Raw genomic sequence first — 13198 nt, forward strand, 5'->3', positions numbered from 1 at the left:
AGAAGGCTATGGTTACAAAGTGACTCGTAACTGCTTAAACAATAATTGTAGTTAGTCTGAAGTTTAGCTTTACGTACTGCTTCTTTCTGAGAGTTTGTTAGAAGGCTATGGTTACAAAGTGACTCGTAACTGCTTAAACAATAATTGTAGTTAGTCTGAAGTTTAGCTTTACGTACAGCTTCTTTCTGAGGGGTTGTTAGAAGGCTATGGTCACACAGTGACTCGTAACTGCTTAAACAATAATTATAGTTAGTTTGAAGTTTAGCTTTACGTACTGCTTCTTTCTGAGAGTTTGTAAGGAGTTCTGTTTTACATATAGATGTAAAGCCGCCTAAACAATAACGAAAGTTATCGTCAGAAAATGCCTTAGTAGAAAACAAAAATAGTAACAATATGGTGCTGAATATACTAAACAGTTGATTCTTTTTCACCTAAGTTCCTTAAAGGTAGTATTCAATTTACCATGATCTTATCAAGGAATTAGGTTTTGATAATAGAGGAAAAGTCACAGTTTCATCCCGATTAACAGCCCATAACCTAAAGGTAACTCTATATACTCCCCTATAGGATGTCTTTCTAGGCGTGCTCCCTATATGGAAGCATGCTTATCAGGTGTGCTCCTAGAGTTCAATAGAGATGGTACAAATTACTGGTACAAACCTTTAAAATGGGATATGTTTAAATTGTTGATTTTAAATGTTTTAAACTTGGTAGCTTGCAATCGAGAGTTCGAATCTCTCACTCACCGCCACATTCTAAAAAGGTCTGATTTATCAGGCCTTTTTTCGTATCTACACTAAAGTAATGCGTCATTGAAAGTACACAAGAGTGCTCAAGGTGCAAGCGCCATTCTATCTACAAGCCAACTATTCACATCTCACCTCTATACAACGCCAAAATTGAAGAAGCTATACAGAGGCAGCCATAATCTGATTGGTGCGGGTTAGCCCATCCGCTTTAATCTAGAATTTAGCACCCATATCACATGAGGTATGAATACGGCCACAAGAATGAACGTATTGCTACTAGATGCTAAGCAAAACAGCCATGAACACGAATACAACAGCAATCATAACAAAGAGATCTGTGTTTGGATTGAGGTCATCTGGGTTAAATTTTTCAATGCTTTGCGTCGTTTCGCATCGTATCTTCATGTTCTTGTCCTTATTTCATGTACTATTTCAACAGCAACATAACATGCAATTGAGTGTTCACAAGTCATAAAAAGCATAAGTATACTTGCACCTCATTGAGCGCAAAAAAAATACTCAAAGCGTTTTAAAGTGGCGGTCTACCTTTTGTAACATCAAATGTTCTTTCTGTTTTTGTGCCTGTATCGCTATAGTTGAGAAACGGTTATCTCGTTCTAGTTAGGAACAAACTACTGGCTGCCGCTACATTCTCTCAGCGTTCCCACTCAGTCGCCTTGGGTAGATACTTTAGTCGTTGAGTACTGCAAAAAAAACGCCGCATGAGCAGCGGCGCTTTGTTGAGGAATTCCCTTTCCTACTTGTAGCTAAGTTCTGTCGCTTTGCCTTTGAAGATCCGGTATACCACAAAGGTGTAAAGCAATATCACCGGCATAACAATCATCACACCGTAGCCCACGATTATTAATGTCGCAGGTGAGGAGGCCGCTTGTTGTGCGGTCATCAACCCCGGCACAACTTCTGGGAAGAAGCTATACGCAAGACCGAGAAAGCTCAACGCGAAAATGACGGTGACACCAAAGAAAGGCCAACGCACACCCAGATCATTCACCATTGGAACCTGACGCAAATAGCGATCAACTAGGAAGATGGTTGCCAATACAATTAACGGAACTGGGGCAAGCAACAAGATTTCTGGGAAGCTGAACCAACGCAAGGCAACTTGTTGATTTACAATTGGGTTTACAACGCTAACCACCAAGATTCCTAAGGCCGCTAACCAACCAGCACGGCGAGACCAACGGGCCGAGCGTATTTGCAAATCACCTTCCGTTTTTAGTACTAACCATGCGCCACCGATGTAAACGTACGCCGCTGCTACACAAAGTGCGCTTAACCAAGCAAAGCCAAATGCTTCGGTTGATTGTTCAAATCCCATGATGTAACGACCCACCATGTAACCCTGAGTTAGTGCGGTGATTAGCGAGCCAATTCTGAAGCACCAATCCCAATGAGGTTTATGATCCGAGTTCGCTTTGGCTCGGAAATCGAACGCCACGCCACGCATTATCAGTGCGATAAGCATTATGGCGGTCGGCATATAGAGCTCCGTTAAAATCAAACTGTGAGCGGTAGGAAAGGCAATCAACAAAATACCAACGGCTAACACCAACCACGTTTCGTTCGCGTCCCAGAAAGGGCCGATAGAGGCTATCATTCGGTCTCGTTGCGCTTCATTATCACTTGGTAAAAGGATACCGACGCCAAGGTCGTAGCCGTCGAGCACAGCATACATAAAGACCGAGAAGCCAAGCAGCAGAAGATAAATTTCTGGTAGATAGTCGAGCATGATTAGGCCTCTTGTTGTGTCAGTGGGACTTCATGGGCTGCAACGTCTTTGCGCGCCAAATAGAATAGGGTATGGATGTACGCAACCAGCAATGCAGCATAAATGGCTAAGTACATAATGAGCGAAGTCATCACGCTACTGCTCGCAACCGTGGTGACGGCTTCGGATGTTCGCAATACACCGCTGACCAACCAAGGTTGTCGACCAATCTCAGTAACATACCAACCCGCCAGTGTGGCTATCCAACCAGAGAACGTCATGGCTAATACCGTGTACAGGTAAGGTTTAGGTAGCGCTTTTTTACGTGCTAGCTTCACCGCGCCATACCAGCTAACAAGCAACATAAGGACACCAACACCAACCATCACGCGGAAACCAAAGAACAAGGGCTTCACTGGCGGGTGGTCAGGTGCAAACTCGTTAAGTCCTTGGATTTCCCCATCTAAGTCATGCGTAAGAATCAAACTCGCCAGCTTTGGGATGCCCACTTCAAAATCATTGCTGCGAGTTTCTTCATTTGGCATCGCAAACAGAAGAAGAGGCGCGCCTTGCTCGGTCTCCCACACGCCTTCCATCGCTGCGATTTTTGCAGGTTGATGTTCAAGCGTGTTTAACCCGTGAAGGTCACCGACAAAGATTTGAATTGGGATGAATCCAGCCGCCGCGAACAGCGCGACTTTTAGGCCAAGTTTGGCTGAGCGGTGATCTGGCTTTTTCATTATTTGATAAGCTGAGATACCCGCAATCAAGAAGCTGGCAGTCAGCGCCGATGCTAATAGCGTGTGCAGAAGACGGTAAGGTAAAGAAGGATTGAAAATAACTTCCTTCCAACTGGTTACATGTACAATTCCGTCAATCACTTCATAGCCACTTGGTGTGTGCATCCAGCTGTTAAGCACTAGAATCCAAAACGCGGACATACTTGTCCCAACAGCAACCAGAACGGTGGCGAGAGTATGAACCCATTCCGGTACTCGTCCTCGTCCAAAAAGCATTACACCCAGGAAGGTGGCTTCCATAAAGAAGGCGGTCATCACTTCGTATCCGAGCAATGGTCCAGCTACGTTACCGACTCGTTCCATAAAGCCTGGCCAGTTGGTACCAAACTGGAAACTCATCGTAATGCCGGATACCACACCTAAGGCGAAAGTAAGAGCGAATATCTTGACCCAGAAGTAATAAACATCGAGCCATACGGGGGCTTGGGTGCGGTTATATCGCCACTTGAAAAACACCAACATCCATGCCAACGCGATGGTGATGGTCGGGAAGAGAATGTGAAAGCTGATATTGGCCGCGAACTGGATCCGCGACAGCATGAGGGTATCTAACATCTTGGTTCCTCAAAAACGTGCCATACTAAAAATCGTGTCTATCTGTAATTTAGTTACGAAAAGTCGGGCAGTTTGGATTCATGTATCGAGAAATACAGGTGATTCTGTTTTCTTCTAACCATGATTTATATCAACTAAGGGAAAGAAAGGAGTGTAGGAAATTGTCTCAAAATGCCACTAATAGTCGCGAGAAGTGAGTAAAAGAAAGCAAATGTAACTGAAGGAGCATGGATTAAGATTAGTTCGAATTATCCTTATGATGGTTTCGATAATCCTGAAATAAAATTACAAAAACAATATTTTTAGTAAGGAAAATTGCCTTGCCTTCACTTTGAACCTCCATACTATTTATACACTAGTCATGTCGAGATCATCTCAAACACAGCAAACTTACTGGCAGTTAAGGTGGGAAACTTTAGCTAATTGATAAACTTAAAATTGCACCGCTAATGACATATGCATCATAAGTTTGTTAGGACTCGACCAGAAGTGCGATAGGCTACATTTTTATACTAGCGAACGATTTAAAGCTAGGTAATTCGGCTTTCACTAGATCAACAAGTCGACTGTGGACCATTTTCGATTCCTGATGAGTTTCAATCCAAACTGACACTTACTTTTCAGCAAGTGTGCTAGTGTCTTTCTTGTTATTTATTAAATAATTAATAAATGCCGATATGGTAAAGAGAGTTGTGGACAGCTATCTCGAGCAGTAGACTGACGCTAGCCAGAGAGTCTGACTTTGAGGGGGGGCATTCTACATGAATCTTGGATTCTGCCACCGCAAAGCTGATATTGAATTTGATGGAGATGGATAATGAACGACAGTTGGGCTAATTTCTTTCCTTACTTTGCTGGAGCTTTTAAGCTTATTGTATTAGGGATAGGAGCCTACTTAGCCATTAAATGGCATTTTGACGAAGAGCGAAGGGTAAGAGAAGCGGAAGGTGTGGTGTTTGATAACCCAAGTCTCATGAAAAAGTTTGCGAAGACGCTAACTCTGCCATTCCTTTTGTGTCTTCTAGTTCTTCTTGTTATATATGCTACCAACTGGTTCCTGTACTGACAGCGTTATTGTTTGTTGTAGTAAAGTTGAATGCTGCCACCTCTGAGAGTCGAGCCGTAGTTGAAGTTAACGCCTATGCCGAAATTGTCCAACCAATCAAAGGGCTTTGGTGCATAAAATAGCCATCCTATAGAAGCTTCGTAGTAATGCGGACTTCCAAGTTCGTCGCTTAAATCATGCGAAAGGTCGACTCTTTTAATCCCGGTAAATAAAGCTTGCTCACCGTGATAAATATTGTAGTAACCGGTGATTTCATTAGATAGGTACCAACCTTTAGGGTTGCCTATATTGCCGTTATTTGCGCTTCCCCAGCTGTGCCCAATGAATGAATTCAATGTCGAACTGGCATGCCATTTCCCCCAACTTGTGGGAGATGTGTATTTGGCTTTAATGGATGGTTGAACTATTGCCGCCCATGCTGAAACGTTAACGGCACGGCCGTCTAGGATTCTTCCAATGATGGAGGAAAGTTTATTATCGGTAGAGAATGAGTTTTCATAACGCATAAGGTGAGTCGTCGTTCTGGTGCTAAGAGTGACGCTTTCACTTGCTTTGTATAGGTACCCATAACCAATCGACGCGCCGTATGTCCTTTCCTTGAGAAGATCCTTACTTGTGCCGAATAGTTTGAGATCATTCTCTGTTTGTATCGTAAATGCCTTAAACGACAGCTCATGTAAATCCTCGCTACCCTCTATATTAAAGTTAGTCGTGTAAGGGAGAACATATACGGATTTGCTTCTCCGTTCATTGATCGATTCATCAGTCCCGAACTCTGGGTTGGCGGTATCAAATAATGCATTCGGATCAAAGTCGCCAATACCAAACGCAATTGCGTCAGTGTCGGACAGCAAAACCGCGATAGAAAAACGTTGTTGGAGAAGGTTGCTAATTTCCTTATCTAGTGGATCCGCTTGAGCAGTGTGAGGAAGAGAGAGTAGGAGAGCGAGCGAAACGACTCGCCACTCCACTGAGGCGAAGTTGGGTTGGAACATTTTGGCTCTTTCAAATGGTTCATGCATGGAGTTTTCGGACGTATCGGTACGCTAACATTAGTTTAATCGTTGAATGGTCTGTGTAACTTTGAGAAATCTATGTTTTCTCATATTGATATGAAAAAGTTCCTTAAACGAGTTTAGCTTCAATGTGTATGCTGCACCAGATTTGCTTAGCAACATCATTCTTTTCTGAAGATGTAGCAAGACTTTGTGACTAGGTTGCATTATTTTCTTTAATGCGTCTCTTGAGAGGAAAATAGCAAACTTTTTTATTGCCTTGGCGCTCAAGAAAATCTGAATCGTTCACTGTGCTACTGGTTAACTTCGAAAACTTGTAAGTATCCTGTCTGCCAACATCACGACTAACATCATCAAGGAGTACCCTTAAATACGTCAGATAAACAATGGTTTTTTTTGAGCTTTAAAAGAAATGTTCGGACCTTTGAATATTTCGCGGTGGTGCTCAATCCAAGAACTGTGTTTTGTATGTGTTCTCAGTAAATCATTGAGTCGATCTATTCTTCAAAATGTGGTCCCTTTTAATTCACTTTCTGTTACATATTTTTCGTTTTGAAAGAGCATTTTAATTTGCATCTTTTGAAAAGATCTCTTTGTTAAATTTTGTATAAAATCAACTAATTGTTGAAATTAGAACCCTTGTCAAAAAGTCATTAGATTTCATGTTGAATAGCCTCTTTTACCTAATAGTATACTCTATTTGTTTGATATAATTTCCGGCAGTTTGTATACCATAAATAAAGAGAGTCTATTCATGTTCCAGAACTTAACGATCAAGCAGAAGATAGTGATCCCGCTGTCATTGATTATTGGATTGTTTATTGTGAGCTCTGTATTAAACGTTATGACAAGTTGGAAGCAATCTGAATTGAGTGAGACACTCAACGAACAGATCGTGCCGAACTTATTAACGATTGAGGATGCTTATCGCGATCTTTACCAAGCAACATCTGCAATCCAAGGTGTTGCACTTTCTGATACTCAAAACGATATTGATCATCACATCGGTGAATACAAAGACAACGCCTACAAAGCACTGCCACGTATGGAACAAATGATTGAGCTATCACAAGCCGGTGTGATGCCTTCTACACATGGTAATGAAGTTCGAACGCTTGTCTCTTTGGGTGAAAAGTGGTTAGCAAGTTATGAGGCGATGCTACGTTTACCTCAATCTCAATGGCGTGGTTACTACAATGAGCACAAACATACCTTTGAAGACCAATTTATCGAGGTTAGAGCGCAGCTTAACGTTGTAAAAGATGCAATAGAAGAAAAGCAAAGCCAGTTGAAGGGCGAAATATCAGCGGCTGCAACAAGAGCAGAACTCATTCTTGAGGCTGGCATTGTGATTGTTATTTTTGCCGCTATCGCGATGGCTTTTTTGTTGTTACAAACGGTTGTGAAGCCTATCAATGATATTAAAAATGCGATGACAGAAATTGCGTCCGGTGAAGGTGATCTAAGTCAGCGAATTGATGTAAAAACACAAGACGAAATTGGCAATTTAGCAGACGCATTTAACCAGTTTGTGTCCAAAATTCAAGTGACAGTCGCTCAGGTAATTGAAAGCTCAAATACCTTACGTAACGAAATGGCAAATCTTAGCTCGTTGACCACGACCATCGCGAACTCGACCGTTTCTCAGCAAAAAGATAGCGAGGCGGTAGCGGCGGCAGTGCATGAAATGCAAGTCACCAGCAGAAATGTAAGCGATAGCGCTAACGAAGCTGCGGTTGCGAGCCAAACAGCGAATGATGAACTTACCAATACCAATGTTATTTTGGATCAAACGGTTAGCTCAATTCGTAGCCTCGCAAGTGAAATCGAAAGCGCAAGCCACGTCATTAACACATTGGATCATGATGTGAGTAACATTGCGTCCGTACTGGATGTAATTCGTGGTATTGCCGAGCAAACAAACTTATTAGCGCTTAACGCAGCCATTGAAGCGGCTCGCGCTGGAGAGCAAGGGCGAGGCTTTGCTGTCGTAGCGGACGAGGTTCGTTCTTTAGCCAGTCGTACGCAACAGAGTACGGGAGAAATCCAAACCATGATTGAAAAGCTACAATCTGGTGCAGGACAAGCTGTAGAAGTGATGCGCGGTAGCCAAAATAGCAGTGATGAAACGATCAAGTCCGCTGGCCGAGCGAGTGAATCCCTTTCTGAAATCTTGAACGCGATTTCACGTATGAACGAGATGAATACACACATTGCAACGGCTGCGAGCCAGCAAAGTACAGTAAGTGACGAAGTAAATAGCAACGTACAAGGCATTGCAGACAGTAGCACTTCAATTGTGGAAATCGTAAACCAAGCGCAAGCTTCTTTAGCCATGTTGTCAGAGCAAACTCAACGTTTAGATCATCAGGTCAGTCAGTTCAAAGTATAAGCTTGAGAACAGCAATCTCACTGACGAAATAACCCGCTTCTTAGCGGGTTATTTTTTAGATAAGTGGCGAACCTGACTTGTGAAATTTCGACTATATTTACGTTCCTTTCTCACTTTAGTTCGTATACCAGAGTGGGCAAATAACCCTGGACAGCGGTCACAAACTCTGTACAGCGTGATGATGCTTTTATCATCACTTTTGCTGCTTTTTAACCATTGCAATTGCACACAGGAAAATGTGATTTCCAACCCAAAATCTTCAAATTTGAGAACTTCATAACACCTTTACCATAAACGTTTTTCGTAAGCGTATAGAACTGTAAATTTTGTTGTATGTACAACACTGGGTATTTATCATCCTAATTAATTTGTTCTGGATATACATCCTTTAGTCATTATTAAGTCATTCTAGAAGCTTTTAATAAGGAATCTTGAAGGCTTGTCGGTAGATAAGAGAGAAAAATTCATGAGACGTAAAACCACGCTATCTCTGCTGATTGCGTCGAGCCTTTTTGTGGTTGGATGTCAACCTAGCGAAGAAGGATCGAGCCAAGGTGGTGGTCCTGCGCCCGCAACCGAAGTAGAAGTGTTAACAGTGCAGCCAACGCGCCAAGCATTGACAGTAGAGTTGCCGGGTCGTAGCCGAGCATTCAAAGAAGCAGAAGTTCGTCCGCAAGTCACTGGCATTATTTCGGAGCGAAATTTTGTTGAAGGTGGCCTTGTTGAACAAGGACAGTCGCTATATCAAATTGATGATTCATCATTTCAGGCGGATTTGCTGAGCGCTGAAGCGGAATTAATCCGTGCGCAAGCTGCGGCAGAGTCGACCTATGCCACGGTGAAGCGTTACAGAACCTTGATCACCAAAAAATCCATCAGCCAACAAGACTTGGATGAAGCAGAAGCGGCATACAAAGAAGCGAAAGCGCAGGTCCTAGTCGCAAAAGCCAAGATCAACACAGCAAAAATCAACTTAGATTATACGCAAGTCAAAGCTCCGATTAGCGGGGTGATCGGTAAATCGAGTGTGACAGCGGGTGCGTTGGTTACGGCTAATCAAGCTGCCAAATTAGCGACCATTCAGCAGCTTGACCCTATCAATGTTGATATTGTGCAATCATCCGCGCAACTGCTGCGTTTGAAAGCATCACTCTCCCAAGGCCATATGCAAGAAGATGACTCTGCGCAAGTTACATTGATGCTTGAAGATGGCAGCACTTACGAACACAAAGGCACAATGAAATTTACTGAGGTTAATGTGAACGAAAGTACGGGCAGCGTGACGCTTCGTGCCGAATTCCCAAACCCTGACGGTTTGTTGCTACCTGGAATGTTTGTTCGTGCGACGGTCATTACTGGTGTCGACCCTGATGCGATTCTAATACCACAAAATACGGTATCTCGTGATGCGACAGGTAAAGCGACAGTGATGACGGTTAATGGCGAGAACAAAGTGGAAGCGAAACCAGTGAAGACAGCTGAAGCGATCAATAGCCAATGGCGCATTATTGATGGTTTGAACGCGGGTGATAAAGTCATTACCGCCGGTTTACAAAAGGTAGGGCCAGGCAGTTCGGTAACTATCCAAAACGGTGAACAGGAGTAATCATGGCACGATTTTTTATCGATCGTCCGGTATTTGCTTGGGTTCTCGCGATTCTAACGATGTTGGCGGGGGTAATGTCATTATTCAATTTACCCGTCTCGCAATACCCAACGATTTCACCGACGACGATCACCATCAGTGCTCGCTATCCAGGTGCATCAGCAAAAACCGTTGAAGACTCGGTAACGCAGGTTATCGAGCAAAACATGACAGGATTAGATTACCTTCGCTACCTATCATCGAGCAGTGATGCATTTGGTAATGCGACAATTACCCTGACGTTTGATAGCGAAGCTGACCCTGATATCGCGCAAGTACAGGTGCAGAACAAACTGCAATTGGCATTGACTTCATTGCCGATGGAGGTACAAAACCAAGGTATTGTCGTAAATAAATCCAATACGGCATTTCTCATGGTTGTCGCAGTTTATTCTGAAGATCCGGACTTTACAGAAAACGATATCGGCGACTTTGTTGTAACGAATATTCAAGACCCGATAAGTCGTGTAACTGGCGTAGGACAAGTGCAGGCGTTTGGTGCGCAGTATGCAATGCGAGTTTGGCTGGACCCTTTTAAGCTTACGCAGTTCAACTTGACCGCGATCGACGTAGCAAATGCAATCAGTGAACAGAACGCGCAAGTTTCTTCAGGTCAACTTGGTGCAGCACCTGCGCAGGAAGGCCAGTTGTTGAATGCAACGATTTCGTCTGCAAGTCGTTTGAGCAGTGTAGAAGAGTTCCAAGACATCATTCTTAAGTCCGACGCCAGTGGTTCGAATGTTTATTTGAAAGATGTAGCTCGCGTTGAGCGTGGTGCAGAAAGTTATGATATTCGAGGCCAATATAATGGCTTTCCAGCATCGGGGTTAGGTATTTCATTAGGTACTGGCGCAAACGCGCTTGAGACAGCCAATGCGGTAAAAGAGCGCTTAGAACAACTGAGTGCAACGTTCCCAGAAGGGTTGCAGATTGCTTACCCATTTGAAACAACCCCATTCGTCAAAGCCTCGATTCAAGAAGTGGTTAAAACGCTATTAGAAGCCATTCTTCTTGTGTTCTTAATCATGTACCTGTTCTTGCAGAACTTCCGTGCGACGATCATTCCAACGATCGCAGTGCCTGTCGTATTGCTCGGAACCTTCGCTATTTTGTACGCGACTGGATTTAGTGTAAACACGTTAACCATGTTCGCGATGGTTCTGGCTATCGGTTTGCTGGTGGATGATGCCATCGTTGTGGTAGAAAACGTCGAGCGTGTGATGCATGAAGATGGTTTAGAGCCCAAAGAAGCGACCAAAAAATCGATGGGACAGATTACTGGTGCCCTGATTGGTGTCGGTTTGACGCTTTCAGCGGTATTCGTCCCTATGGCGTTTATGTCTGGTTCTACCGGGGTTATTTACCGTCAGTTTTCGATAACTATTGTGGCGGCTATGACGCTTTCCGTTTTGGTTGCGATAATTCTGACTCCAGCATTGTGTGCTACGTTGCTGAAAAAAGGCGATGCTGAGCTTCTAGAGAAGAAAGGCTTCTTTGGCTGGTTTAACCGCAAGTTTGATGCGATGACAGCAGGCTATGAAACCGGAGTTGCCAAACTTCTAAAACGCACAGGTCGCATGTTGGTTGTATTTTTGGCAATGAGTGCAGGTGCTGGCTGGTTATTTATGAACCTTCCAACGTCATTTTTGCCAGATGAAGACCAAGGCACAGTATTCTCAATGGCTATTTTGCCGCCTAACTCAACACAAGAACAGACGGAAAAAACACTTGAGAAAATGCGTGACTTTTACCTAGTAGACGAAAAAGACAATGTAAAATCCGTCTTCTCCGTTGCGGGCTTTAGTTTCGCAGGTCAAGGCCAAAACATGGGGATGGCATTTATCGGCCTGAAAGATTGGTCTGAGCGTGAAGCGCCTGGCGCCGATGCCGCTTCCATTACGGGCCGAGCGATGGGGTACTTCTCTACCATTAAAGAAGCTTTGGTGTTTGCGTTCGCCCCTCCAGCGATTCAAGAGCTAGGTAACTCGACAGGTTTCGATTTCTATCTCCAAGACTCGTTGAATAAAGGGCACGATGCATTAGTTGCGGCTCAAGGGCAACTTCTGGGCATGGCAGCACAAAACCCGAAACTTGTCGGTGTTCGTCCAAACGGTCAGGCAGATGCGCCAATGTACAAAGTGAACATTGACCACGTCAAACTTCGTGCTTTGGATGTCAGTATCAATGACGTAAACCAAATCCTGTCAGCTGCATGGGGCGGGGCTTACATTAACGATTATATTGACCGCGGTCGTGTGAAGAAAGTGATGGTACAAAGTGATGCGGAATACCGCATGCAGCCAAAAGACTTCGATTCATGGTACGTACGCAACGCTAAAGGAGAGATGGTGCCTTTCTCTGCTTTTGCGAGTGGCGAGTGGACCTATGGTTCTCCTCTTTTGCAGCGCTTTGATGGTTTGCCAGCAATGAATATTCAAGGCGGTGCAGCTCCTGGTGTAAGTACTGGTGAAGCCATGGAAGAAATTGAAGCAATGGTAGAAAAGCTACCAGAAGGTTTCACGGTGAACTGGAATGGTATTTCGTATGAAGAGCGCCTTTCCGGAAACCAAGCGCCGATGCTATATGCGCTATCTATCCTCGTCGTATTCTTAGTTCTTGCCGCTTTGTATGAAAGTTGGTCAGTACCTTTCGCCGTGGTGTTAGTTGTTCCTCTTGGTGTGCTTGGTGCTGTGCTTGCGGTAATGACGCGCAGTATGGATAACGATGTGTTCTTCCAGGTGAGTTTATTAACGACGGTCGGCTTGGCAACTAAAAACGCGATTCTGATTGTTGAGTTTGCGAAAGATTACTACGAGAAAGGCGCTGGCCTTATCGAAGCAACCCTGCATGCCGTTCGTGTTCGTCTGCGCCCAATTATCATGACATCGCTTGCTTTTGGTTTGGGTGTGGTACCACTTGCTATCAGTTCAGGTGTGGGATCGGCAGGTCAAAACGCAGTAGGTACCGGCGTACTTGGTGGCATGATCAGTGCCACGATATTGGGTATATTCTTCGTCCCAATCTTCTTTGTAGTGGTTGAGCGATTGTTTGATCGACGTGCGAGAAAAGAGTCGGAGGCAGAGTTGTCTGAGACCAGCACTAAACCCAGTCAGCAAAGCGAGTAGGACTTGGTTGTTTTAACTGAGTTATACTAGTGATAATTAACACGATTAAAGGGCGCTTCGGCGCTCTTTATTTTATGTTTTCACTTGGTGGTTACCGTCTATGACGCGAGCCTGAAAGACG

General features: G+C 44.0%; 8 protein-coding genes. 4 read left to right on the top strand and 4 right to left on the bottom strand.

The window, feature by feature from the left end; all coding sequences use genetic code 11:
• Nucleotides 1–1025: 1025 nt before the first annotated feature.
• The 3 genes from R7R24_RS06690 to R7R24_RS06700 all read right to left on the bottom strand — a co-directional run bounded on the left by R7R24_RS06690 (nt 1026) and on the right by R7R24_RS06700 (nt 3833).
• On the bottom strand, nt 1026–1154 hold the full coding sequence (locus R7R24_RS06690; protein ID WP_257789285.1) for a hypothetical protein: 129 nt from the start codon (nt 1152–1154) through the stop codon (nt 1026–1028).
• A 352-nt stretch (nt 1155–1506) separates the two neighbouring features.
• Complete coding sequence (locus tag R7R24_RS06695) at nt 1507–2499, bottom strand: cytochrome d ubiquinol oxidase subunit II (RefSeq protein ID WP_005388401.1); 993 nt, start codon at nt 2497–2499, stop codon at nt 1507–1509.
• Nucleotides 2500–2501: 2 nt separating this feature from the next.
• Complete coding sequence (locus R7R24_RS06700; RefSeq protein WP_005388402.1) at nt 2502–3833, bottom strand: cytochrome ubiquinol oxidase subunit I; 1332 nt, start codon at nt 3831–3833, stop codon at nt 2502–2504.
• 817 nt (nt 3834–4650) lie between these two features.
• Between R7R24_RS06700 and R7R24_RS06705 the strand changes: the two genes are divergently transcribed.
• Nucleotides 4651–4899: a hypothetical protein gene (locus tag R7R24_RS06705; protein WP_005378271.1), complete on the top strand. Its 249-nt coding sequence runs from the start codon at nt 4651–4653 to the stop codon at nt 4897–4899.
• Nucleotides 4900–4904: 5 nt separating this feature from the next.
• Here R7R24_RS06705 and R7R24_RS06710 read toward each other — a convergent pair whose 3' ends face one another.
• On the bottom strand, nt 4905–5894 hold the full coding sequence (locus tag R7R24_RS06710; protein WP_054577972.1) for a Solitary outer membrane autotransporter beta-barrel domain: 990 nt from the start codon (nt 5892–5894) through the stop codon (nt 4905–4907).
• A 775-nt stretch (nt 5895–6669) separates the two neighbouring features.
• On the opposite strand from R7R24_RS06710, the gene R7R24_RS06715 reads away from it, so the two are divergent.
• From R7R24_RS06715 to R7R24_RS06725, 3 genes are all read left to right on the top strand, one after another.
• Nucleotides 6670–8307: a methyl-accepting chemotaxis protein gene (locus R7R24_RS06715; RefSeq protein WP_042522094.1), complete on the top strand. Its 1638-nt coding sequence runs from the start codon at nt 6670–6672 to the stop codon at nt 8305–8307.
• Nucleotides 8308–8773: 466 nt separating this feature from the next.
• Nucleotides 8774–9913, top strand: coding sequence for an efflux RND transporter periplasmic adaptor subunit (locus R7R24_RS06720; protein WP_042522092.1), 1140 nt, complete (start codon nt 8774–8776; stop codon nt 9911–9913).
• Nucleotides 9914–9915: 2 nt separating this feature from the next.
• Nucleotides 9916–13077, top strand: coding sequence for an efflux RND transporter permease subunit (locus tag R7R24_RS06725; RefSeq protein WP_054577971.1), 3162 nt, complete (start codon nt 9916–9918; stop codon nt 13075–13077).
• The last annotated feature ends 121 nt before the right edge of the window (nt 13078–13198 follow it).

The organism is Vibrio sp. 704, from assembly GCF_033339295.1.